Below are 24,877 nucleotides of genomic sequence, written 5' to 3'. Positions count from 1 at the left end.
CCATAAAAATATTAAACATTTCTTACATCTACCTCTGTGTTTTTGTCGTTACGTTCCTTATTTTCTTCGTTGCATTATTATAAATAGATTTATTTTATTAAATATTTTAGAGCGAGCTATATAATTATATCGTTTTAAAATGCTTAAAAAGCTAAGGATGCTTATGTCTCGTTCTATTGGTCGTAAACGGTTTTGGTTTCAACAGCGATCACAACAAAATACCATGAATAAAAGTAAAAAAATCGAAGTTCATCAATGATTGTTCATTTCTTTGTTAATCAACATCGCTGGAGTTCTGATATCCATCAATTAAATAGTGATGTATTGACTCGTCATGTTTTAGCTAAAGCCAATGTCGATACTTGTATTCATTTCACTTATTGTGAGCAAACTTGCAAAGGCGAAATAAAAAATGCAAATAATCATTTAATTGGATCCTTTTCGGTTTGTTAGTGGCGTCAGGTTGACGAAAATTCGTCAGGCTTTACTGATGACATGATCAAGGCGGTTTCGGTTGATAGGCAATTAACGGTTGCGACTCAATCGTAAAGGCCTCAGAATGGCCGCCTTTCGTGGCCATGCCACGTTGTTTATTTATATTACTATTGAGAATTATATATGAGTTTTACCTCGCTTGGTCTGTCTGCACCAATCCTGAAAGCAATTCAAGAGAAAGGATACGATACACCTTCTCCTATCCAACAGCAGGCGATTCCTGCGGTATTAGAAGGTAAAGATGTCATGGCGGCAGCTCAGACCGGAACAGGTAAAACAGCGGGTTTTACATTACCAATTCTTGAACGTTTATCGAAAGGCCCGCGGGTTCGAGGTAATCAAGTTCGCGCTTTGATTTTAACCCCAACCCGTGAATTAGCAGCACAGATCCAAGATAATGTTTTTATGTATGGACGTCATTTACCGCTCACCAGTGCTGTGGTATTCGGCGGAGTGAAGATTAACCCGCAAATGCTGCGTTTACGCAAAGGGGCGGATGTATTAGTGGCCACGCCGGGACGTTTGATGGATTTATATCATCAAAATGCGGTGAAATTTGATCAGTTAGAGGTTTTAGTCCTCGATGAAGCCGACCGTATGTTGGATATGGGGTTTATTCGTGACATTCGTAAAATCTTAGCATTACTTCCAGAAAAACGACAAAATTTACTCTTTTCTGCGACGTTTTCCAGCGAAATTCGTCAACTGGCGAAAGGGCTTGTAAATAATCCGATTGAAATTTCAGTTAGTCCAGCGAACTCTACGGCCAGAACCGTTGAGCAATGTATCTATCCTGTTGATGTAAAAAAGAAAGCACCAATGTTGGTGAAATTAATTAATGATGGGAATTGGCAGCAAGTTTTGGTGTTTATGCGCACCAAACACGGTGCAAACCGCCTTGCAACTTATCTAACTGAGCAAGGCATTACCGCGGCGGCGATTCACGGAAATAAGAGCCAAGGCGCTCGTACTAAAGCTTTGGCGAACTTTAAATCTGGTGAAGTGCGGGCATTAGTGGCGACAGATATTGCTGCTCGTGGCATCGATATTCCTCAATTGCCGCAAGTGGTCAATTTTGAACTGCCTAATGTTGCCGAAGATTATGTGCACCGTATTGGCCGAACAGGCCGAGCTGGTGAAGTCGGTAAAGCGATTTCCCTTGTCTGCGCGGTAGAAGCTCCAGAATTATTTGCCATTGAACGTTTAACTCAAACGTTACTAACTCGGATAACGCTAACTGGTTTTGAACCCGTGAATGCATTGCCAGAGTCCAAATTAGATACGCGTGCGAAAAAACCTAAAAAACCGAAAAAGTTGAAAAATCTCACCTCTGTATTGCCAGAAGTGAAATCGGCGCAAGGTACGCCAGAGGGGAGAAAAAACCGGACTAGCCAGCCTGAGCGCCGTCATACTCCGAGAAGCGCAATAAAGCCGAAGTTTCAGCGAGGTTCTGGAGACACCAACCGCCGTGTTCAACCGAGCCGTGAAGCCTCTTAGTTTTTTAGACACGAATCTCGATTTTTATCCCTCTCCTGTCTCGAATGTATTAATCTTATGGATGAGTTTTTAATTCAGGATTGTAAAGAATATGAAAAAATACACACAACTGGCAGTGGTGCTGGGCGTATTGATGAGTGGCAGTAGCTATGCAGCAAATATGGTGGCTGATGCGAGAGGGAATGCAATGGGAAATACTGGGGTAACAACCTCTAATTACTTATTAGCGCCTTTTTATAATCCCGCGCTGACGGCTGTTTATCAAAGTCGAGATGATTTTGGCGTATTGTTGCCTGCGGTAGGGATTAATCTGCGTGATAGTGATGATAACCTGTCAACGATTGATGATCTACAAGATACAATCAAAGCGTTTGAAGCCGGGGATATATCACCTGCGAATCAGGCCCGCTTAAGTCGTTACTTAGATGAATTAAGCACCAATAAACCTTTTGCGGTATCGGGTGGTTTGGGGGTTGCAGTCGCGATTCCGATGAATAAAATATCGCTGAATTTTTTCTCGCGTGGTTATGTGGAAATTCAAGCCGATGCGCAGATAAGTCAGGATGCTGATATCGAAGATCGTTACCAAAATTCTGCGGTTGACTTGATGGCATTCGGTTATTCCGAATATGGTCTTGCTCTAGCCAAGACAATAACCTCGCGTGGCCATCATTGGGCTGTCGGTATTTCTCCAAAAGTTCAACAGCTTAAAACGTACCATCAAACGTTTAGTGTGCAAGATTTTGATCTTGACGACTATGATCAGAGTGAGGTGAGCAAAAGCGCCTTTAATCTTGATTTAGGGGTGGTTTATTTTAAAGACAATTATCGCGCGGGTATTGCGGTAAAAGATCTCTTTAGTCAAACCATCGCAACTTTTAACGATCAGAGTCATTATAAACTCGATACTCAAGTGACCATTTCTGGTGGCTATGTATCGGATTTTTTCACCGCAGCTATTGATATGGATGTGACCAAGCAATCACGCTTTGAGGGAAAAACCGATGATACTCAGTTTTTGCGTTTCGGTGTCGAGGGTAATGCATGGGGTTGGGCACAATTGCGCGCAGGGTATGAAGTTGATCTGCAAGATAATTTAGACAATACGGTTACCGCGGGGATTGGTTTTAGCCCGTTCAGTGTGGTTCGTTTTGATCTTGCAGGAAATTACGCGGGTAAAAACCAGTTGGGTGCCGCCGCTAATATTTCATTTACCTTTTAAGCGGCTGAGCGACTAGCTTAACAAAGCCACTAGATTAAAATGGCCCAAAGCCGCTGGTGTATACCTTAACGGCTTTGGGCCGAACACTTCAAACTTTCTCTGGTCGGTTATCCCTCATTCCTCATTTTGGGGTATTTTATTTTCGCGCTTTATCTATCATTTGATTAATAAACTGATAATGATTTTTCACTTCATCACTCACATGTCTCGATATGCGCATTTTACGAATTGCGTTGAGTTGAGCTAAGGCTTCAGATCGAGTCACAAAATCATGTTCACTTCCACTTTCTGGATCGAGATTCGCGATTACAATCAAGCGCTGTACATAACTGACTTGTAACATTTGGCTAATGGTATTGACCTGTCTTGCATCGACAAAAATAGCCTGAGTTAACTCACTCAGCATTTGATTCACAGTGTATTGATTACCATACAATTGGCTATCACTCAGACGTATCGTGACGCTCGGATGCAGTAAATGATCGAGAATTATTTGCTGCATCACAAATAAACGCTGGTGAGGTTTTGGATCTTCATTCATATTGTATCGTTCAAAGCCGCGTCGTTGCGGTTGCATATAATTGAGCAGCGGCATCATTTCTTGCAAGACATCAGGGGAAAAAACATAGCGTGCTAAGGTGCGCATCGCCCGTTGTTGCTCGGCGAGCGGTACCGGGGTAAACGGTTTGACGGCAGATTGTTGTCCAACCACTGCTCGTTCGACATAAATACCGCCAATATAGCGCGAAACCACATTAGCCTGATTAAGGTAGTGGTCAAATAACACATTAGCGCTGCTTAATAGTTGCTGATGGGATTGGCCGGCTACCCGGGTTGTTTGCAACAGTTGAGGATAAGTCTGTTTAATTAGCTCAAAACGTTGCGTGGCATAGGTAATGGGATCTGAGCTATGTGCGCCAATCATTGCGCGTGGGTCGATATGTACTCCAGGTAAACGCATATCATCTGCGTCGTTAGCAAATGCCAATTCAGGTTGATGAGAACGTTGGAGAATACGCTCTAAACGTTGAGATTCTTGCTCAGCATCAGCCAGTGCGGGTGAGTAACCATATTCAATCGCCCAAATATCGTAAGGCCCGGGTGAGTAACTGTAATAATCACCTTGAACAATACCCACTGGTGCTAAGTTAATCGGTGCGTAATCCATGACTGATCCAGATAAGACCCCTTTAGTGAGCGATTTATCATGAATTTGGGTATTATCCCATAATGAATGGGCTTTCATATTATGGCTTAGCCCAAGAGTGTGACCAATTTCGTGCATCACCAAATGACGTAAACTTTGCTGTAAGCGCTCATTATTGGCAAACTGTTCCCCGCTAGGCAAGCCATACGTTGCGTTTGCCATCAGCAAACCTTGATGTAAAGAATCAGATGCAGAGCAATGTACCTGTGGCCCGTTAACCATGTGAGAGGGCGACGATTTTAGTGGTGCAAACACTTGCCCTGTTCGCCAAACGTTAGTCAAAAAGGCATGTTCTAACATAATGTTAGCTGCAATAATCTCATCCGTTAAAGGGTTGGCCAGGGAAGGGCCGTAACCGCCAAATGATGGTTGAGGTGAAGAGGCCCAACGCAAGACATTATAGTTAATATCCCCAGCTTGCCACTCAGCATCGTCAGGTTGTTCTTTAACGACCAGAGCATGTTTAAACCCGGCAGCTTCGAACGCGATATTCCAGCTTTCTACACCTTGACGAATGGCGTCTCGCCATTCATAGGGAGTGGTATTTTCTATCCACCACACGATCGGTTTGACCGGTTCGGAGAGCGCTTGTTCGGGGTGTTTTTTCTCTAAGTGCCAGCGATTAATGACATCGCCATAAGGTGCCCAACTGCTCTCCGTCATTCGATCAAACGACTGTGTAAGGTAACCTATACGAGCATCATCGGCACGGGGTTGATAATTATTGTCTGGTAAAGCAATTAATGAATGCTGGAGCCGAATCTGAGTGATCCGCGCATCGGCTTGTGCGGTAGAGTAGTGCTGTGGCTCATTGTTCAAAAACACGTAATCTACCACGATATCGACATTACGTGGGTAGATACGTTCAGCACTAAAACGTGAGCGATGCTCAAGTAGATCGCCCATTATAAAACCTTGTTCTATTGAATGGTTATCTAATGTTGGGGTCAGTTTATGCAGCGCATCGCTAATGAATAATCGATCAGCACTGAGTAAAATATTTCCCTCTTCTTCGGCGATGATGGGCAAGGTTGCCAACGTAGCTTGACTAATATTGGCATTAGCTGCACGAGAGAGCGGATGATTCACGTCAAATTGAAAGCGAGGATTTAATGCCACGATATCAATTCTATCAAAATAGCGACGAAACTCGATGATGCGGGTTTGACGATAGTTGCCCCGGAAATGTCCCGTTTCGACAATACCATCTAGGCTTTGGGCGAGATAAATCATCGGATGATGGAGTTGTGATTCGTGGATAGAAAACAAGGTTTCACCGGTAATTTGATCGCGATAAAAGTTAAGAAAACCCTCCTTATGGCTCATGGTTTCTACAATATTGCGATAGCTTAGTGAGTGAGCATCTGGCGGGGGGTTTGCTGACACAGGAAATGAGATCAAGAGCGCACTGGTGAGTAGTGCAACGACAGTTTGTTGACGAAAATGCATTATCATGCGGAACGATCCTTTATTATTGGAGATAATTCTCCCGATTTGATGCACTAGCAATTTGGCTTGTTACTCAGCTTGACACTTACAGGACTTGATTCGGGCCAAGCCATCGATAAGGAAGGACAACGCCTTCCTTATTCGATATATTAAAGGGAAATAAATAAGCCAGCTAAACAGGCACTCATTAAGTTAGCAAGTGTACCCGCGACAACGGCTTTTAAGCCCAAGTTTGCGACTTCTGCGCGGCGCTCTGGTGCCATCACCCCTATAGAGCCTAATTGGATAGCGATTGAACCGATATTAGCAAAGCCGCATAACGCAAAAGTAATCACGACTTGGGTATAGCTTGATAGCGTTTCTCTTCCTTGAATAAAATCAATAAAAGCAACAAATTCATTCATAATGACTTTTTGCCCGATGTAAGATCCAGCCTGTACCATCTCATTCGCTGGTATTCCCAAGATCCAAGCGAGAGGGGCGAATACATAACCCAATAATAATTGTAACGTGATGCCTTGCATACCGAATAACTCGGCAAAGCTTTCCAGCCCAGTATTGACCATCGCAATGACACTGACAAAAGCGATTAGCATGGTACCAACCGCAACCGCAACCTTCATACCATTCATCGCGCCACTAGCTAGCGCATCAATGACATTACTTTGTTCACTACCATCAATGTGTACGTCCGTTTGATCGCCGGGTTGTTCGGTTTCCGGCACGATTAATTTGGCCATCAATAAGCTACCCGGTGCAGCCATAAAGCTTGCGGCAATCAAATATTTCAATTCGATGCCTAAGCCAGCATAACCACCAAGCACGCTACCTGCTACAGAAGCCATGCCGCCCGTCATAACGGCAAACAGTTCTGAACGTGTTAATTTAGGCAGAAAAGGTCGTACTAATAATGGTGATTCGCCCTGTGATAAAAAAATATTACCTGTTGCCACTAACGATTCCGCTTTACTGGTTCCTAAAAAGCGCTGTATGCCGCCGCCTAACCAAGCGATCACTTTCTGCATAATGCCTAAATAATAAAGTGCAGAAATTATGGCGCTAAAAAAGATAATGATAGGTAATACCCGAATCGCAAAGATAAAACCGGTATTGGCTAAATCACCAAAGAGAAAAGCGATTCCGACATCGGCAAAGCCGAGTAGGCTAGCGACACCTTGGCTCAATGCGCCTAGAGCCGCTTGTCCCCATGGGAAGTAGAGGACTAGTGCAGCAAAACTAATCTGGAGTAGTAAGGCGCGTGAAACGGTTTTCCAATTAATAATCGAGCGTCGTTCAGACAACAGGTACGCTAAAGCAAGCAGTACTAGCATGCCTAGTAAGCTAAAAAGAATATTCATAATAGTTTTCGATGAGTTGTGTCAATAAAAAGGGAAGAGTTGCGATAGAAATAAAAGTGGAGAAACAAGCAACGGCACTGACTTGCAGTGAAGGATAAATAAAAGACCCATGCGGTCGCCTTTGTTTGTTCATAAAGCACCTTTACAAGCAATGTTAACGAGCCGGTCCCCTCCTAGGGTCATTCACTATTCCATATGACAGCTTGTATTGGTGAGTTCGGATAACCACCGAGCGCGGAGTATAGCGGTATAAGAGGTGACTTTCATCACATTTATTCAGTAATGAAAATCACTATTACTTTTTCTATTTGACGGTGCGGCAGTATTCGCTACGTCCATTGGTCTCCATCCTATGGTGACTTAAATCTATAGAGACCGGTTTAGGAGCGGTACTTTGTAACTTATTAACGTTATTGAGGCATATTGATGGGAAGAGATCGGGTAACAAAGTATTTGGCTGAAGAGGAATGAATAACAGCGTGGTTGTTTGTTTTTTGTTAAAGAATTTGTGTTTTTTTAAGTCTTTACTTTATTATCACCCTTGTGTGGTGAAGAATAAAGATTCATCAGGTGGTGTAAAATGGCATGATTCGCCTCAATGATATTCAGTTCACCATAAAATCGATGAATAGAACCTTAGTCAAAGGAGTGCAGGTAATGCCGACTTATGAAGTGAATTTTGATGGTTTGGTTGGGTTAACCCATAATTACGCTGGGCTGTCATTAGGTAATCTCGCCTCTACAGCGAATCAACATGCAGTGGCAAATCCTCAGTTGGCGGCCTTGCAAGGGCTGAAAAAAATGAAAGCACTGGTCGATATCGGATTTAAGCAAGGGGTGCTTCCTCCACAAGAAAGGCCCTGCATCAATAGCTTACGTTTGCTTGGTTTTTCTGGCACTGATGCGCATATTTTAGGCCAAGTCGCAAAAAAAGCCCCGTACCTTTTAGCAAACGTGAGTTCGGCATCGGCGATGTGGGTTGCGAATGCTGCAACAGTTTCTCCATCTGCTGATACGCAGGATAATAAAGTTCATTTTACGGTGGCAAATCTCACCAATAAATTTCATCGTTCGATAGAGGTAGAAACGACGAGACAAGCCTTACAAGCGACGTTTCCAGCAAAAGAACACTTTGTGCATCATACACCACTACCTTTGCAGGCGCAGTTTGGTGATGAAGGCGCTGCCAACCATAATCGTTTATGCGCTGATTATGGTAAACCGGGGGTTGAAGTTTTTGTGTATGGACGGCAAGCATGGGGAGGGAGTGTTGAGCCCCGCTATTTTCCCGCGCGTCATACTCGTGAAGCGAGTGAGGCGATTGCTCGCCTACATCAATTGGCGGATGAACATTGTGTGTTTGTACAACAAAACCCACAAGTGATTGATCAAGGCGTCTTTCATAATGATGTGATTGCCGTGGCCAATGGCCCAGTGCTTTTTTATCATCAGCATGCATTTCTTGATAAATCACGTGCATTTGAGCAAATTACTCGCCAATTAAGCCAGTTTGAATGTCAGTTTGTGCCGATTGAAGTACCAAACCATACCGTCTCCGTTGAGGAGGCCGTGAGGACTTATTTGTTCAATAGTCAGTTACTGAGTAAAGCTGATGGAAAGATGTTGATGATTGTACCAGAGGAGTCTCAGCAACATACGCGTGTTTGGGCTTATTTAAATGATTTAGTTAGCAGCGGTGGCCCGATTAATGAAGTAAAAGCGTTTGATTTAAGAGAAAGTATGGCAAATGGCGGTGGGCCAGCTTGTTTGCGGTTAAGGGTAGTACTTAATCAACAAGAATTGGCAGCCACTAATCCAAATACTTTGCTGGATGATCATCTCTATCACTCGCTAACCCGTTGGGTGAAAAAACATTATCGAGATCGGTTAACGGAAGCTGATCTCGCTGACCCTGTATTACTTAACGAGAATCGTACCGCTTTGGATGAATTGACTCAATTGATGGACTTAGGCTCCCTTTACCCATTTCAGCGTGATTAATTAAACGGAAGCATCACGGGAGAGTGTCTCACTATTGATACTTTTGTTGATTTTATCGCTAGGGAAGGGGATTAAAATGGAAACAACCTCTCAAAAATGTTGCTCTGCTCTAAGATAAATAAACCGGTTTACATGATTTGCGGCGCAGTTAACAGAGCAGTACATAAGCCATTGAGTTACCGTGTGCTATTTTCTAATTTTATAGCAAGGTTACTTGATTTAGGCGCCCGCCATGCTTTCTCGAACGCTCTCTAAACCGCTTTCGGCTTGTCGAAATTATCGCATGCTGGCTGACGTTATGTTTTCCTTTTTACAGCAACAACTTTTACCCCAGGCGATATTGGTCTTTTACCCTCCATCGGTCACTCAGTGTTTTGAATGTTTGTTTAAATTAGGGCAGCCTTTAGAGGTCACCCATTACCCAGACGACTTTTGGACTTGGGCTGCTCAGTTTGATTCATCGGACTCACTGATCCCCTTTGCGACCAATCCTTGCCAATGGAATTATAAACAACTGATTGCTGAAGAAACTTACTTATTTACGTTAGATAACCATAATGAGCGACGTGCCTACCTTGTGTTAGAAGGCGTTAATGAGCAGCGTGTCGCTCAGATGATGGCTGCGGGAGAGTTAGAGTGTCTGCACTTGCTGGCCGCTCGATGGCAGTGTATTCGAGCAGAAACAGACGCGGCAACCGAATTTAAACTGCGTGATCGACGAGAAGCCAAATATCGAGATGAAATTACTGCGCGGGAAGCATTCATTGAGAATATGAAGCGTGTCCATCAACTTGCGATCACTTTATCCAATCCGGAAAATTTGGATGCACTTCATCGGGCTGCCGTTGAAGCAGTTAGGGATAAGCTAGGTGTTGATCGGGTCGCTTTTTTTTTACTGGATATGAAAAAACGCTGCTTTAATGGAACCTATGGAACCAATGAGCAAGGTGTCACCATTAGTGAACATCATAGCCAATACGATCTACATCAATTAGAAGCACGCTACATTGAAGCGATTTCAGATGGGCATTCTACACTCGTTATTGTCGATGACGCGCCACTCTATACTGACGGAGCCGTCGTTGGGCAAGGCTGGAACGGTATGTTATTGCTTCGTGATGGGGAAGAGGTGTTTGGTTGGTTAGCCATGGATAATTTTATTCATCGTCAGCCCATTAGTGATTATCAAAAACAGATGTTGGAGTCGTTTTCTTCTTTACTGGCTCAGATTTACCTACGTAAACGGCAAGAACAGAATATTCGTATCTTACATGCCAGTATGGTCGAACTATCACGTTGCTTAACGGTGAGTGATGTATGTAAAACCGCCGTTGCTTTTGCGATAAAACGGATGGGAATTGATCGCATGGCGGTTTTTTTAACGGATGAAAAATGTCATACCTTACAAGGTACATGGGGCACTGATATTCAAGGAAATATTGTCGATGAACGGTATTTTCGTACCTCAGCGCAAGACAATGAAATCGTGCTTTTAGCTAAAGCTTCTCCTAATGAAGTGGTATTTAAAGAATCAGCGCCGATTTATCATGACAATAACATCGTTGGATTCGGCTGGACAGCGATGACCATGCTAACAGATAACGACGTACCACTGGCTTTTATATCGGTTGATAATTTAATTCGCCGCTCTCCTTTAACTTCTCAGTTAAGGGAGGTGATTCGTATGTTTGCTTCAAACCTGACCGAAGTATTGATGCGAGCGAAAGCACAGCAAGCAATCAATGAGTTAAATGCAAACCTTGAAAAGGAGATCTATAACCGCACTCGAGAGTTGCAGAAAGCGAATGAAAAGCTGGAACGATTAGCGAAAATGGATCCTTTAACGCGGTTAGGTAATCGAAGAATGCTGACGCATTTATTGGAGCAAATCTGTGAGCAGTATGATGTGCAGCCCGTTGATTATGGCGTTATATTACTAGATATTGACCATTTTGGTTTGTTTAATAACCACTATGGACATTTAGAGGGTGATATTGCCCTGATGCGTATTGGTAAAATTTTAAGCCAACACACTCAGTCAGATGGCGAGCAATTTTGTCGTATCGGGGGAGAAGAATTTGTCTTATTACTGGTTGGACATAGCGCACAAAAAGTACATCAATTGGCAGAAAGTATTCGTGCAGCGGTTGAACAGGAAAGCATTCCACATTGTGCTAGTCCCGATGGTTCTTGGTTAACCATTTCTGTTGGTTATTGTGTGGCTAACTTCCCAGCCAGTGAAATTCAATTTGAGCGTATGTACGCCCAAGCAGACAAAGCACTCTATCAAGCAAAGCATCAAGGCCGTAATCGTGTTATTGGTGAAACTTTGCTCACCTCATCGGCGCTTGATGCCGCTTGTCTACCAATCTCAAATCAACCTGATCGGTAATATTTTACGCTTTCTCTCACGCTCATCTTCTTTAATTTGATCGCATTTTGTTGGATAAAGAAGCTACAAATGTTTTGCTCATTGTCCTCAATGATGATGGCTGAGAATCATAATTTCGCTAAGGGGTGAGTCGATTGGCTCTGTCGTTGTGCCTGCTGACGATGAATTTGATTAATCGCTTGTTTTAATTGTTCAATATTTGCAGTTTGGCCATTCGCAGAATAAAGCTGGGCATGGTATTGCTGAAGTGCCTGTTGAAGCGATATTTTTTCAGCGTTGCTGAGATCTAATGTCTCCATCCATGTTTTTACTGCATGACTGATCATGATCCCGTCTTGTTGTGCTAACGCCTGCTGTAGCCGTTGCCAGCTAGAGTTTGATGGCGCAATGATCGGGTTTGTCGCTGTGCGAGCCTGTGTAGTGGATGAGTGTAAACGCCAAGCAAGGAATGCTGTCATTAGCCAGAGTAGAGCAAAGAGCATTGTTAAGTAAGGCCACCAGCCTGAGTCTTGGACAAGATTCACCGAGCTAGAGGACGGTTGTTCTGAGTTGGTGGGTAAGATGCTTACTTCTTCATTCTCTGCGACGATTAAGATTAAGCCTGATGCTCGAGAAACCTGTTGCTGTTTGGTTTCGGTATTCCACCAATTGACAGTAATTTCTGGCAAGGTCACTTCGCCAGGTTGGCGTGGAATTAACACGTGTTTTACCGTCATAACGACTTGACCATTCTCTTGAGTGGTCAATTGCGGTTTTTCTTCATACACGCGTACTGCGTCTGGATAAGAGACGCTTAATTTAGGCAGTTGTTCTGGGCTTAATCCAGTCACTTGCATGGTTATTTGCCGACTGATTGTCTCTCCGACTTGAAGGGAATAAGGTGATTGTTCAATCGGCGCGCCTTGGCTATCTTGCCACTGTTCCGTCAGAGTGAGCTGAGAGGTAGGCAGCCAAGCACCTTGATAATCAGCTGGCTTATCTTCTACGGTTATTGCATAGGTTTTGGGCGTGGTCTTAAAAGGGATGATCCGAGTGGCGTTATCATAGTGATTACCATAAATAAGTGAGCCTTGGAATATGGCCTCGGTTAAATGAAATTGTCCCGCTTTCTCTGCCGTTAGGCGAAAATCTTGTTCTAGCACAGTCACTTCCACTCCCCCTAGCACGGTTTGGTATTGCTTGGTTTCGTTAGCTTGAGTGATCGTCATTCCTTCAACAGAGGGAGGTGTCAGTTGAGGGTTTTGCAGCCGACGTACCTCGGTTTTGATCAGCAATCGAATATGCAACAGGGCGCTTTCTTGTGGATAAAGCTTATCTCGTGAAAGATGACTGTGCATCTCAATGAGTTCATCGATATTGGGTGCTTGTTGATCAACGGTGACTTGGATGGCAATGGGTTGAGTGGTTTGTCCATCTAGCTCAAAACTGGGAATAGTCAGGATACCGAGTCGATTAGCGGCCAGAGAAAGAGTCCATTCACTATGCTGGCTGCGTTTACCATTCATGATATTTACTGAAGAGGTAAAACTAGGGCGACTGGTAAAAAAGTCGTTGTCCAGTTCGTGAAAATCAATCGCATCCGCTGTCGAGGGTTGATCACTAACGATGCGCAGTTGAAAGACCTCATTTTGTATCACTTTGTTTTTACTGACAGTGGCATATAAGGTGGCCGCATGGACAGACAGACTTAGCATACTTAGTAATACGATTAGCCAAAGAGCAAATCGACGTTGTAACAATTTAATCATTACCACTTTTTACCTTCTGTTGTTGGAGCCGGTTTATTTTTTGCTTGCAGATAAAGTTGTGCGCGTAGCAAGCGGCTCGGGTCACGGGTACTTTCCACTTGTTCAAGCTTTCGCATTTGAGGATCGACATCTTGAGTGCTGCCCTCACTAGGCTCTGGCGTTGTATTGATATACTTGCCCTTGTTTTCTTGGGAGTTCTCCGGTTTAGCTTCCGCTTGTTTCGTATTGTACTGTTGATTTTTTAATTCATCGCTCTGATCCATCTGCGACTGCTCATTTAATGCGCTTTGAGCTTGTGATGATGGATCGTGTTCTGTGGGCCGTGAAGGTTGAGATTGGTCTACGGCTTTTTCCGCTTTATGTGCTGGATTATCCGATGAGGAAGAAACGTCTTGACCTTGCTCTTTACCCGATGAAGACTTTTGTTGCTGTTGCTGTTGCTGTTGCTGTTGCTGTTGCTGTTGCTGTTGCTGTTGCTGTTGCTGTTGCTGTTGCTGTTTCAATGCCTGCTCAACCTCAGCGAGGTTATGCTGAGCATCTTGATGATTGGGATGGTTTTTGAGTATGGTTTGGTAACCTTGGGCGGCTTTTGCTAACTGGCCAGCTTGCGCGTAGGCATTTGCTAGGTTGTATTGGGTTTGCTCATCTGGGTTGGCAATGCCTTCCCAGTTATCGATAGCGGCTTGGTAATTTCCCGCTTGGTAATGCGCCGCGCCTTGCCATGCTGGTGAGGTAAAGAGTGTCGCGGCAGCATCATAATCGCCTCGCTGGTAGGCTTGCCACGCCTGTTGATCTTGATTTAACCAAGCAGAGGCATGAGCAGGATTAGGAACGGCAGTGCTACCAATACAGAGTAGGAGAGTGAATAGAACACCGCGCCGAAAGAGCAAGAGGGCAGGGATAATTAACAGCCCTACCAGCCAATAACCATTATTGATGGCATCGGTTATCTGAGCAGTATCCGAGCGTTGCTTGATCTCAGTTTTTGGGGCATCAGTAACACGCAGAATATTTTGTACATCTTGATCATCATTACGATAAGCGACAAAATGGCCTCCCACTTGTGAGGCGAATGTTTGCATCGCAATCATATCGGTTTTTGCTATCACAGGTTGCTGTTTCTCATCTTTTAGTAGGCGGCCATCATTTAATGTGATTGGTGAACCATTGGCACTTCCGATTGCCCAGAGGGTCAATCGCCACGGCGTTCCATTGAGGAGGGTTTGGATCGATTGGCTTTCTTTTGCCGATAAATCATCCGCGACCAGAATAATATCCCCTGAAGCTAACTGCGCTTGCTTTAACATGTCTATCGCAAGTTGCACACCTGCTGCTGCATTTGCCCCAGGGAAGGGCATGATATCTGGTGACAAGTTTGGTAGTAGATTGGCGATTGTTGCCGTGTCTGTGGTTAAGGGGCTAATGCTATAAGCATCGCCAGCATAAGCGACTAACCCCGTACTGCCTTCTTGCCAGCTAGCGAGTAAATCTAATACTTTGTAGCGAGCCTGAGAGAGTCGGTTCGGTTTAAGATCACTGGCATACATCGATAATGACATATCCATGACCACAACTCGACCAGCACTATTGGTATAGCTGGGTCTGGTTTGTTTTTCAAAGCTAGGCCCAGCTAAGGCGAGTGTGGTGATTAGCCAACAAAAGCTTACCCCTGTCAGCCAAAGGTGGTGATGCCGTTTATGGCTAATGCCCAACGCTTGTGCCAAGTGAGGGGCAATTAATGACTGACCAGGAGAGCGATAAAAGAGCCAGCCTAATAGCCCAGCTAAAGGCAGCAAGGCCCACAACCAAACAGGATAGAGAAACATAAAATCAACCATACTGTCTCCTTACAATCATTAATACCACGGAAAGCAATAAAGCAGCAGTCAGTGGATAGTGAAACCATTCACTTTGTGGACGCCAAGTTTGGGTTGCTTGACTCAGTGGTTCTAACTGATTGATGGTGTCATAAATCGTTTGCAGCTCTTGTTGATCACGGGCTCGAAAATATTGGCCACCGGTTAATTGAGCGATTTCTTGTAACGTTTTTTCATCCAGATCCTCTGCGGTATTAACGCGGCGAGTCAGCAGAAAATCTCTGATCGTCATTTCACCAGCGCCGACCCCAATTGTATAGATGGTAGTACCATAGTGTTTTGCGATCTCAGCGGCTTCAAGTGGATCTAATACTCCAGCATTATTGCTGCCATCACTGAGTAAAATCATGACCCGCTGCGGAGCGTCACTGTCAATAAAGGTTTTTGTGGCAAGTCCAATGCCATCACCTATCGCGGTTCTGGTTCCAATTAATTTTAAGACCGCTTGATTTAATTGCTGTGTAATTGTGGTGCGATCGAAGGTCAGAGGAGTCTGCAGGTAAGCATGGTCAGCAAAGAAAATCAGCCCTAATCGATCTCCCTGCCGTTTAGCAATAAAATCACTGAGTACCTGTTTGACCGCTGTGAGGCGATCCACATATTCCTTTCCGAGTTGCATATCTTGCTGATTCATAGAATAGGAAAGGTCAACAACCAGCATCACATCTCGTTGTTGAGTCGTCACCGATATAGGGTCTCCATACCAAACTGGGCGAGCAGCCGCGATAATTAGGCAGACCCACATGGCGATGACGAGGCCTTTTATCCGCCACTGCTGTTGGCTTGCAGCATGGCTATCAGTTGGTAAATAAGCGAGTGGAATCGCCGCCTGTTGTGGGAGCGGCGAGACAAAATGATAGACCAAAACAGGTAATGGAAGTAGTAATAAAAACCACCACCATAAAAACTCAATATTTGCCAAGGTTCCTTAAACTCCTCTTTTTCGGTGGCAATGCCTCACTGATCCACAATTGGCAGTCATTAATTAACTGATCGGGATGAGTCACCGGTGTTTTTTGATATAACGCTTGCTGCCATAGGGAGACATTAGGTACAAAGCGCGATTGACCTAATTGGGTATCTAAAAAGGTGTACCATTCATGGCCCGTCAATGGTGCGATGTAGTCTCGTGGGTAATAGCAAAGTGCTGTTTGTCTGAGTAACTCCATGGCTGCAGAGGGTGTTTGATAGCCACTCGTTTGACAAAGTAGGCGTAGAGCCGTTTTTTTGGGAGCGAGACGTTTTTTTCTCCATATTAGTAGTGCAATCATCACTAGGCTGATGATCAAAACCACCGCTAGGCTGGCCCACCACCCCCAGGCTAAAGGCCACCAAGAAGGTTGAGTCGGGAGGTGGAGTGGATTAAGGCTTAAAGTGGCTGACGGTTCCTGCATCGGTTTAGAGTCCAGATAATTGTTGCAACAAAGGCCGATCACACAAGAGTGAACGGTAGTCCATTGCCTGAGATTGGCTCAATGATTTTAGTTTTACTTTTTGAGATTCAAAGGATTTTTTGATGCCTAACCGTGTATTATTTGCTGAAAAGTTGAGCCAGCGCGTCTGTTGTTCATTCTTTACTCGCGCGATTCCTCTAAAATCGGTCTCGCCTTGCTCTAAAGGATCGATGATATGTACCATACGAACTTGGTTGCGCTGACTCAGTTGGCTAAATAGCGGGGTTAACTCGTCATGATAACGAACAAAGTCACTGATTAAGACCACTTCACTACCTTTAGGGCAAAGGCGGTTCAATGCCAGAAGCCCTTCTCGCATTGAGGTGGGCGTTTGGGTGATTTGGGATAATGCTTGTTGTTGACCATTGACCAAATTGGCCATGATCTGTAATGCCCCTTTGTGGCGAGCCGTTGGCTTCAATTCGAATTGTTGAAAGCCAAGGTCAATAATAGCTCCGATCCGGTCGTGCTGAGCTACCGCGAGCCAACTTAGTAAGCTGGCCAAATGAGCGGCTAGTACCGACTTAAAGAGCAGGGTTGAGCCAAATTGCATCGAGGTACTCAAATCTACATATAAAATGACCGGCTTTTCGCGCTCTTCACAAAACAGTTTGGTATGTGGTTTGCCTGTTCTGGCTGTTACTCGCCAGTCCATGGCTTGAATATCATCGCCCGGCTGGTATTGACGTACTTCTGCAAAATCCATCCCTCGTCCCAGCTGTCTACTTTGATGATGCCCTAATAGTTGAGACCATAAACTTTTTGCTGGCGGTAACCATTTTATTGCATGCTGCTGATAAGGTAATAGTTCCTCAAGGCAAAGGTGAATACCATCTGCATATTCTGGGAGAGATAAGCTTAACGAATTGACCATCGTAGTGCCTTAGGCGCTGCCAACCAAAGAAAGTAAATGAGCTATGACCTGGTTCGGATGAATGCCTTCTGCCTGAGCTTGATACGAGAGAAGTAATCGGTGACGCAACACTGGGAAAACCATAGCTTGTACATCTTCAGGGCTAACAAAATCACGGCCATTAAGCCAAGCGTGTGCTCTTGCGCAACGATCCAACGCTATCGTCGCCCGTGGACTCACTCCCAACTCAATCCATTGTGCGAGCTGCTGGTCATATTCTTTAGGTTGACGCGTTGCCATGACTAAGCGAATTAAATAATGTTCAATGGATTCGGCCATATGAATATTAAGCACTTCTTGTCGAGCTTGAAAAATTTCGGCTTGAGTGATCATGGGGGCGCGTGCGGAGGTTTGTCCCAGAGCTTCTCCTCGATTGAGGCGTAGAATGGCCAGCTCATGTTCAGCATCAGGATAATCGACATCAAGATGAATCAAAAAACGGTCTAATTGGGCTTCTGGTAGCGGATAGGTTCCTTCTTGCTCAATAGGGTTTTGAGTCGCCATGACCAAAAACAACTCGGGGAGACGATAAGTCTTTCTTCCTGCGGTAATTTGTTTTTCCGCCATCGCTTCTAGCATCGCCGCCTGTACTTTAGCTGGAGCACGGTTAATTTCATCGGCCAATACCAAAGAGTGGAAAATAGGCCCAGCTTGAAAAATGAACTCTCCTGTTTCTGGTCGGAAAATATCTGTTCCTGTTAAATCAGCTGGGAGTAAATCAGGGGTAAATTGAATGCGATGAAATTCGCCCTCAATACATTCAGCGAGATATTTTACCGCTCTTGTTTTTGCAAGCCCTGGTGGCCCTTCTACTAGAATATGTCCATCTGCGAGCAGGGCAATCAATAACTGCTCAACTAAGGCTTGTTGACCAATGACTTGCTGGTTCAAATAGGTTTGTAGTGATTGAAAGGTGGATAACTGCATTTAACCCGACTCCCGATTAGTAATTCAGCCATTGGTCACTGTATTTATCGAAAAGTTCCTATCAATAAAAGCGGAATGTTCATTTTACTGTCTGATTGGTTACCATGTATACAATCTGGTCATCGGTTGCAATATCAAGCGGTTTAGATAGTTAGATATAGACCCTTGCTACTTGAATCTGCAGGGAGGCGGGGCTAGGTTCTTTCACTCTAATCACATCGCTTGCCGCCGACCTGTCACGCCAAATTATTTGGGTATAGAGCTATTTTTATTGGAGAGTTCTCACCAAATTTAGATCAAATGGATGCGCCCGATGCAAACTGTGCTAAAACTGTAGCGATAATCATAAAAATAAAGTTGCGTATGTTGATGTATATAGATGTTGTTGCCGAGAGGAACCTATGTTTAAAAAATTAAGAATGACCTCAAGACTTATTATGGTATTTAGCTTGCCATTAACGCTTTGTTTGTTATTAGCGGCTTGGATTGTGACTAACCAGGTCAGTTCACGAGTGGTCAGTTTGGGAGAGACGTCAGTGAGTCAAACGTCTCAAAGCAGTGCTGATATGGTAAGCAGTTGGGTTGAGGCGCGAATGGCGGTGGTGCGTTCGTTAGCGCAAACAGAAACCTTAGCATCAGGAGACACACAAGCCATTTTTAACTACGTGAAGCATTTTGGCAAAAAAATGAGTCCGGAGTTTGAAGTTATGTTTTTTGTTGATCTTAAAGGCGATGCCTATCATCACAATGGTGTGATTGCTAGTCGAGCAAATCGAGCTTATTTCCAACAATTGGTTGTACAAAAAACACAATCCTCCTTAGTGAGTGATCCTCTGTATTCGGGAACTTCAGGTAATGCGATCATTGTGTTAGCGCAAGCGGTGAAAAATCATCAGGGTGAGGTGATTGGTTTATTAGCAGCCACGGTGACGCTGAATACTTTAACCGAGCTGGTGGATAATGTTTCAACCGATAATGCGGTTGCTTGGCTGGTGGATTCGCGAGGTATTTATGTTGCCCACCCAACCGAAAGCAAGCGCTTAAAAGATAAGGCCACCGAATCTGGTGATGCTGCTTATGCTCAGATGAGTAAGCAGATGGTTGCCGGGCAGACTGGCATTACCGATCTTTATTTAGAGAATAACCAGCATTATATGGTGGCATATCATCCAGTGGCAAATACCCCTGGATGGTCATTAGCAGTGGCTCAGCCATACGATGCAATTATGTCAACCGCTCATGAGCTAACGGTGAGTTTATTGCTTGCCTTTGTGGTGACGATCATTGTTCTTATTGGCATTGTCTTATTGGTGGCCAAAATGATAGTCAAACCAGTTAATGAAACGCGTCAAGCGTTAGAACAAATCGCCGCTGGTGATGGAGATTTAACTCAACGATTAAACGAAGACCGATACGATGAATTTGGCGATCTTGCGCGTAGTTTTAACGCCTTTGTTGGTGGTGTACATAGCCTAGTCAAACAAGTTGCTGAAGCCTCGATTCAACTCGGTGCAGCAGCAGAAGAGCTCGCGGTCTCTAGTCGAGAAGCGAATGACCAGGTTCAACAGCAACGACATGAAACGGATCAGGTGGCAACGGCCATGACTGAAATGGCCACAACGGTTAACCAAGTTGCTGAAAATGCAGCGAATGCAGCGCAAGCAGCGGAACAATCAAGTCGATTTACGCAAGAGGGTGAAGCGGTCGTTACTAATACCACCAATGAAGTGTTAGTGCTATCGAAGGAAGTACAAACTGCCGTTGAAGTGATTGGTAAATTACAGCAAGATGCCGATTCTATTGGTAAAGTATTAGAGGTCATCCGCAGCATTGCTGAACAAACTAACCTATTAGCACTGAATGCTGCCATTGAGGCCGCTCGAGCGGGTGAGCATGGCCGTGGATTTGCTGTTGTGGCCGATGAAGTTCGTACCTTAGCGACACGGACTCAAAGTTCGACAGAAGAGATCCGAGATATTATTGAAAAACTACAAACTGCCTCTAAAGAAGCCTCTCATGTCATGGATGGTAGCTATCGTAAGGCGAATGAAGTTGTACAGTGGGCTGAAGAAGCCTCCGAAAAATTACGTGATATTACCAAGGGCATCTTTACCATTAATGATATGAATATTCAAATTGCCACAGCAACCGAGCAGCAGTCAATTGTTGCGGATGATGTCAATGAAACCTTAAACCGGATCAGTAGTGGGGTTGAGCAACTCTCGAATGGGTCAACACATATTGCCGCTGCGAGCGATGAATTAGCCCGTTTAGCCACCGACCTGCAAACGAGAGTGGGGCGCTTTAAGGTATAATGGGTTTTAATCCCCTTCCTACCTACAACTCCAAGTTATTTGGGTATCTTCTAATCAAAACGGCGATCTTTATCCATTATGCTTGAACATGGTTAACGCTAGAATCTGGACGAGGAGTTAGTTACACTTCTCGCCAGCATTAACACTATCAGGTAAGTATGATGAATGATTTTGAAAAAGAACTAGAAACAATGGCTCAAGAAATGCAAGCACAACCGGAGGTTCCCCTCCCTAGCTTGGATGAGCAAAAGGCCATTGTGGCTGAACTTAAAAAATTAGAGGCTGAAGGCAAGTTAACTCCAGAGGTATTAGAAGCCCATTTTGGTCAGTTTTTTGCTCAATCGGAAGTTCCTATTCACTGATTGGATGCTAAACAGCAGGTATTGAATGGTGCCTGCTGTGATATTTCCCCGTTTTCTTTGTTCTACCATCTATGCCTTTTTAAAGCATTTTCCTTGTTTATCCCAGTCGTTATCGATCTTTTTCGTTTATCTTTCAATCTTGATGAGCGATGAGTTATTGTCTTTAATCATAAGCAGGATATGTTGAGTTCTACGCCCTAGCTCTCCACCATGAATAATTAACGTTAGGGGGATTGCCCTTTTAGAGGACGACTTATAATCATCGTCAATAGTAGGAATGCGATTGAGTAAGCTGCATTCAATTATTTGGTTTTTCGCTTGCTAGACAGAGCAGGAGTATTTGTCATGATTCGTTCTCAGCCAACTGATGTTATTTTACACGCGTTTGACTGGCCGTATTCACAAGTTACAGAGCGCGCACAAGCTATCTTTGAAGCGGGCTATAAAGCCGTGCTGGTTTCTCCACCAATGAAATCTTATCGACACGATAAAGGCACGCCGTGGTGGCAGCGTTACCAACCACAAGACTACCGAGTTATTGATAACCAATTAGGTAATACGGAATCGTTTCAAACGATGGTGAGTACCTTACAACGATTAGATTTATGGGTTTATGCCGATGTGGTGTTTAACCATATGGCAAATGAATCATCTCTTCGTTTGGACTTACAGTATCCGAGCAATAAAGATCTATTGGCTTATCGGCAACAGGCTGATTATTACCAAAAGCAACGTCTTTTTGGGGACTTATCACAACCCTTATTTACCGAAACGGACTTTGTCGAAGCGTTTGGAATTGAAAATTGGCAAGATAAATGGCAAGTGCAAAATGGCCGAATTTCCGGAGGCCCTCATGATCCCGGGCTACCCAGCTTGCGGCCCAATAAGCATGTTGTTGAGTTCCAACAAGCTTATCTACAGGCTCTAAAAGCCATGGGGGTCAAAGGGTTTCGTATCGATGCCGCTAAACATATGAGCCTTGAACATCTCACTTTGGTGTGGACAGAGGCAATTACGCATGATGTACATATTTTTGGTGAAATTATCACTGATGGTGGGGCAACCAAATCCGAATACCAACTTTTTTTGGAGCCTTATCTAGCAGAAACTCGCCTCGGAGCTTATGATTTTCCTCTATTTCAAACCGTTTATAATGCGTTGCAACCCAAAGGCAGCTTAAAGCGTTTGATTGACCCGTATTGCTTTGGTGAAGCCCTATCTAAGGAGCGAGCGATCACATTTGCCATCACCCATGATATTCCCAACAATGATGTATTTATTGACCTCGTCATGTCCGCGGATAATGAAGCACTCGCTTATAGCTATATTTTAGGTCGAGACGGGGGCGTGCCTCTGATTTATTCTGACTTAAACCCGAGTCATCTTCGTGATTCAGAAGGATGTCCTCGTTGGTTAGATGCTTGGTGCGCACCTCACATTATGGCGGGGATTACTTTCCATAATCAAATGCATGGCTTACCCATGACTACGATAGAGGCAAGTGATGATCTGTTGGTCTTTTGTCGGGGTGATAAAGGCGTAGTCATTATTAATAAATCGTCTCGTACCCAGCAAGTTGAGTTGTTATGGGATCAAACGCTTTACGACTTGTCTACTGGTGATGCTTTTTTGAGTTCGCAAGGAAAAGTCACCATTAATACCCCAGCGAAAAGTAGCCGAATGTTGTCGGTGGTTTGTGAGTCATAAGCCGTTCAGCGATGCTCAAGAAGTGCTCTTGAGCATCTTTATTGAATTTTTATAAAAGAAAAGAGCCTCAAGGACCAAACTGAGATCGCAAGAGGCAAGACGTTGTTAGTGATAATAATTAATTGAGGGAATCCAGATAGACTAACTATTGGAATCGCATACCTGTAAATGTAGTTATACTTTGAAAAAATGCCAATCTCGGCAGAGAAAATACTATTTTTGTGATGAATTTGAGATGTAGGTTCCATCTTTTGGTGGTCTTTGCTTTCACTTCTTGAAATCTTATTTTTCGTCCAGTTGAGCGATTCGGTTAGTTAATCCAATAAAAACTGATTTATAGCAAGTTATCTCGGATATAAATACGTACTATGAATTGCAATTCGCTGCGTATATACCCAAATCACTTTATTGTCCTTGTCGTACTTTGTTAGGTTGTTTGGGTATAGCGTTTTTTCAGTCGATTTTTGACTGTATTTATCGATAGTGAGTGCTAGCTATGAATAATCTTGTTGAGCGTTTTTTACGCTATGTTACCTATGATACTCAATCAAAACCTAAGAATACCCATTGCCCCAGCTCAACAGGACAAAGAGTGTTTGGCCAATTATTGTATGATGAACTGCGAGCACTTGGACTGAATGAGGTGAGCTTAGATGACCATGGCTATGTCATGGCGAAATTAAAATCTAATGTTGATTACCCTGTTCCTGCCATTGGTTTTATTTCACATATGGACACTGCACCGGATGCGTCCGGTAAGCATGTTAAACCGCAAATAGTTGAGAACTATCAGGGCGGTGATATTGCATTAGGAAAAGGTGATGAAATTTTATCGCCAATTCAATACCCAGAATTGCATCAGCTACATGGCTATAATTTGATTACTACTGATGGTAATACGCTACTTGGTGCCGATAATAAAGCTGGGATTGCGGAAATTATCACCGCGGTTGAACTGTTAATCGCTGATCCTTCTATACCACATGGGGATATTTGTCTTGCTTTTACGCCTGATGAGGAAATCGGCCGGGGAGCGGATCACTTTGATGTTGAGAAGTTTGCCGCACAGTGGGCTTATACGATTGATGGTGGCCCTGTTGGTGAGCTGGAATTTGAAAACTTCCATGCTGCGAATGCTCAAGTGGTTTGTCATGGTGTTAATGTTCACCCAGGAACCGCCAAAGATAAAATGGTCAATTCAATGTATCTTGCAGCGCAATTTATTCAAATGATGCCAGCGCAAGAGACTCCGGAACATACTGAAGGTTACCAAGGTTTTTATCATCTCAAGTCTGCTAAGATGAGCGTTGCTCGTTCTCAACTAGACTATTTGATTCGTGATTTTGATCTTGCAGGGTTTGCTGATCGTAAGGCGTTGATGCAACAAAAAGTGGCGGAACTCAATCGCCAGTTAAACAAAGGGCATATTGAGTTAGACATTATCGATAGCTATGCCAATATGAAGGAAAAAATTGCCGAGCATCCGCACATTATCGAGCTTGCTAAATCGGCGATGCAAGCGTGTGGCATTGAGCCGATGATTAAGCCGATTCGCGGTGGAACAGATGGCGCGAGATTATCCTTTATGGGGTTACCTTGCCCAAATATTTTTACCGGTGGCTATAATTTCCATGGTATCCATGAATTTATTACGATTGAAGGCATGGAGCAAGCTGTCCGTGTTATCATGAAGTTGGCTGAAAAGACCGCTCGTCAATACGCCCTGTAATTCAAAACGTGTTGGGGCGTCCAGCACGTTTTATCCTTCATCACAAATCACAAATTTAGAATTTATCCTGATATCCATGCTTTATATTGTTAATATAATCAGATAAATATAGAGCTATGCCCTTCCTACTTGAAGCTGCAGGGGTGTTGGCTACGTTCGTGTCACTCACTTGCCGCTTACCTGCAACACCAAGTTGTTGGGGTATATACCTTCTCATTTGACAC

16 protein-coding genes are annotated in these 24,877 nt (G+C 44.0%); 8 read left to right on the top strand and 8 right to left on the bottom strand.

Going from position 1 to position 24,877, the window contains the following annotated elements:
- The first annotated feature begins 618 nt into the window (after positions 1–618).
- On the top strand, positions 619–1,992 hold the full coding sequence (locus CAG57_RS14855; protein ID WP_099611014.1) for a DEAD/DEAH box helicase: 1,374 nt from the start codon (positions 619–621) through the stop codon (positions 1,990–1,992).
- 91 nt (positions 1,993–2,083) lie between these two features.
- The gene (locus CAG57_RS14850; protein WP_161427831.1) at positions 2,084–3,214 is read left to right on the top strand and encodes a conjugal transfer protein TraF; all 1,131 of its coding nucleotides are present in this window, start codon (positions 2,084–2,086) and stop codon (positions 3,212–3,214) included.
- A gap of 136 nt (positions 3,215–3,350) precedes the next feature.
- Here the strand turns inward: CAG57_RS14850 and CAG57_RS14845 are convergent, their stop codons facing one another.
- Together CAG57_RS14845 and CAG57_RS14840 are read right to left on the bottom strand one after the other, a co-directional pair.
- Positions 3,351–5,876, bottom strand: a complete 2,526-nt coding sequence (locus CAG57_RS14845; protein ID WP_161427832.1) for a zinc-dependent metalloprotease — start codon at positions 5,874–5,876, stop codon at positions 3,351–3,353.
- Between the two features lie 143 nt (positions 5,877–6,019).
- Positions 6,020–7,228, bottom strand: a complete 1,209-nt coding sequence (locus CAG57_RS14840) for a NupC/NupG family nucleoside CNT transporter (RefSeq protein ID WP_161427833.1) — start codon at positions 7,226–7,228, stop codon at positions 6,020–6,022.
- 657 nt (positions 7,229–7,885) lie between these two features.
- On the opposite strand from CAG57_RS14840, the gene astB reads away from it, so the two are divergent.
- Together astB and CAG57_RS14830 are read left to right on the top strand one after the other, a co-directional pair.
- Complete coding sequence (gene astB, locus CAG57_RS14835) at positions 7,886–9,229, top strand: N-succinylarginine dihydrolase (protein ID WP_161427834.1); 1,344 nt, start codon at positions 7,886–7,888, stop codon at positions 9,227–9,229.
- A 232-nt stretch (positions 9,230–9,461) separates the two neighbouring features.
- Positions 9,462–11,621: a sensor domain-containing diguanylate cyclase gene (locus tag CAG57_RS14830; protein WP_161427835.1), complete on the top strand. Its 2,160-nt coding sequence runs from the start codon at positions 9,462–9,464 to the stop codon at positions 11,619–11,621.
- A 107-nt stretch (positions 11,622–11,728) separates the two neighbouring features.
- Here the strand turns inward: CAG57_RS14830 and CAG57_RS14825 are convergent, their stop codons facing one another.
- The 6 genes from CAG57_RS14825 to CAG57_RS14800 are packed head-to-tail and all read right to left on the bottom strand — an operon-like array spanning position 11,729 to position 18,540.
- Entirely contained in the window at positions 11,729–13,369 is a 1,641-nt protein-coding gene (locus CAG57_RS14825; RefSeq protein ID WP_202597885.1) for a BatD family protein, read from the bottom strand.
- Entirely contained in the window at positions 13,369–15,207 is a 1,839-nt protein-coding gene (locus tag CAG57_RS14820) for a vWA domain-containing protein (RefSeq protein WP_161431206.1), read from the bottom strand. The genes CAG57_RS14825 and CAG57_RS14820 overlap by 1 nt, the downstream gene beginning before the upstream one ends.
- The gene (locus tag CAG57_RS14815) at positions 15,200–16,168 is read right to left on the bottom strand and encodes a vWA domain-containing protein (protein WP_161427838.1); all 969 of its coding nucleotides are present in this window, start codon (positions 16,166–16,168) and stop codon (positions 15,200–15,202) included. The genes CAG57_RS14820 and CAG57_RS14815 overlap by 8 nt, the downstream gene beginning before the upstream one ends.
- The gene (locus CAG57_RS14810) at positions 16,155–16,640 is read right to left on the bottom strand and encodes a DUF4381 domain-containing protein (protein ID WP_099611022.1); all 486 of its coding nucleotides are present in this window, start codon (positions 16,638–16,640) and stop codon (positions 16,155–16,157) included. Before CAG57_RS14810 ends, CAG57_RS14815 begins: the two co-directional genes overlap by 14 nt.
- Before the next feature lie 4 nt (positions 16,641–16,644).
- Positions 16,645–17,574, bottom strand: coding sequence for a DUF58 domain-containing protein (locus CAG57_RS14805; protein ID WP_161427839.1), 930 nt, complete (start codon positions 17,572–17,574; stop codon positions 16,645–16,647).
- A gap of 9 nt (positions 17,575–17,583) precedes the next feature.
- Complete coding sequence (locus tag CAG57_RS14800; RefSeq protein ID WP_161427840.1) at positions 17,584–18,540, bottom strand: AAA family ATPase; 957 nt, start codon at positions 18,538–18,540, stop codon at positions 17,584–17,586.
- 401 nt (positions 18,541–18,941) lie between these two features.
- On the opposite strand from CAG57_RS14800, the gene CAG57_RS14795 reads away from it, so the two are divergent.
- The 4 genes from CAG57_RS14795 (at position 18,942) to pepT (ending at position 24,653) form a co-directional block, all read left to right on the top strand.
- Positions 18,942–20,855 carry a methyl-accepting chemotaxis protein gene (locus CAG57_RS14795; RefSeq protein ID WP_161427841.1) on the top strand — a complete coding sequence of 638 codons (1,914 nt, stop codon included), beginning with the start codon at positions 18,942–18,944 and terminating at the stop codon, positions 20,853–20,855.
- A gap of 161 nt (positions 20,856–21,016) precedes the next feature.
- Complete coding sequence (locus CAG57_RS14790) at positions 21,017–21,217, top strand: restriction endonuclease subunit S (protein ID WP_161427843.1); 201 nt, start codon at positions 21,017–21,019, stop codon at positions 21,215–21,217.
- A gap of 345 nt (positions 21,218–21,562) precedes the next feature.
- Positions 21,563–22,924: an alpha-amylase family glycosyl hydrolase gene (locus CAG57_RS14785; RefSeq protein WP_161427842.1), complete on the top strand. Its 1,362-nt coding sequence runs from the start codon at positions 21,563–21,565 to the stop codon at positions 22,922–22,924.
- A 496-nt stretch (positions 22,925–23,420) separates the two neighbouring features.
- On the top strand, positions 23,421–24,653 hold the full coding sequence (pepT, locus tag CAG57_RS14780) for a peptidase T (protein WP_161430409.1): 1,233 nt from the start codon (positions 23,421–23,423) through the stop codon (positions 24,651–24,653).
- Positions 24,654–24,877: the final 224 nt, after the last annotated feature.

Source organism: Vibrio sp. V30_P3S12P165, assembly GCF_009904905.1.
Lineage (GTDB): Bacteria > Pseudomonadota > Gammaproteobacteria > Enterobacterales > Vibrionaceae > Vibrio > Vibrio fujianensis.
Note: the sequence above shows the minus strand (reverse complement) of the source record. Positions and strands in the feature narration are given on the sequence as shown.

Excerpts from the sequence above, each read along its gene's own strand:
- CAG57_RS14840 (WP_161427833.1), bottom strand. The coding sequence starts at position 7,228 with ATGAATATTCTTTTTAGCTTACTAGGCATGCTAGTACTGCTTGCTTTA.
- CAG57_RS14805 (WP_161427839.1), bottom strand. The coding sequence starts at position 17,574 with ATGGTCAATTCGTTAAGCTTATCTCTCCCAGAATATGCAGATGGTATT.
- astB (WP_161427834.1), top strand. The coding sequence starts at position 7,886 with ATGCCGACTTATGAAGTGAATTTTGATGGTTTGGTTGGGTTAACCCAT.
- CAG57_RS14785 (WP_161427842.1), top strand. The coding sequence starts at position 21,563 with ATGATTCGTTCTCAGCCAACTGATGTTATTTTACACGCGTTTGACTGG.
- CAG57_RS14850 (WP_161427831.1), top strand. The coding sequence starts at position 2,084 with ATGAAAAAATACACACAACTGGCAGTGGTGCTGGGCGTATTGATGAGT.
- pepT (WP_161430409.1), top strand. The coding sequence starts at position 23,421 with ATGAATAATCTTGTTGAGCGTTTTTTACGCTATGTTACCTATGATACT.
- CAG57_RS14825 (WP_202597885.1), bottom strand. The coding sequence starts at position 13,369 with ATGATTAAATTGTTACAACGTCGATTTGCTCTTTGGCTAATCGTATTA.
- CAG57_RS14810 (WP_099611022.1), bottom strand. The coding sequence starts at position 16,640 with ATGCAGGAACCGTCAGCCACTTTAAGCCTTAATCCACTCCACCTCCCG.
- CAG57_RS14800 (WP_161427840.1), bottom strand. The coding sequence starts at position 18,540 with ATGCAGTTATCCACCTTTCAATCACTACAAACCTATTTGAACCAGCAA.
- CAG57_RS14820 (WP_161431206.1), bottom strand. The coding sequence starts at position 15,207 with ATGGTTGATTTTATGTTTCTCTATCCTGTTTGGTTGTGGGCCTTGCTG.
- CAG57_RS14845 (WP_161427832.1), bottom strand. The coding sequence starts at position 5,876 with ATGATAATGCATTTTCGTCAACAAACTGTCGTTGCACTACTCACCAGT.
- CAG57_RS14795 (WP_161427841.1), top strand. The coding sequence starts at position 18,942 with ATGTTTAAAAAATTAAGAATGACCTCAAGACTTATTATGGTATTTAGC.
- CAG57_RS14790 (WP_161427843.1), top strand. The coding sequence starts at position 21,017 with ATGAATGATTTTGAAAAAGAACTAGAAACAATGGCTCAAGAAATGCAA.
- CAG57_RS14830 (WP_161427835.1), top strand. The coding sequence starts at position 9,462 with ATGCTTTCTCGAACGCTCTCTAAACCGCTTTCGGCTTGTCGAAATTAT.
- CAG57_RS14855 (WP_099611014.1), top strand. The coding sequence starts at position 619 with ATGAGTTTTACCTCGCTTGGTCTGTCTGCACCAATCCTGAAAGCAATT.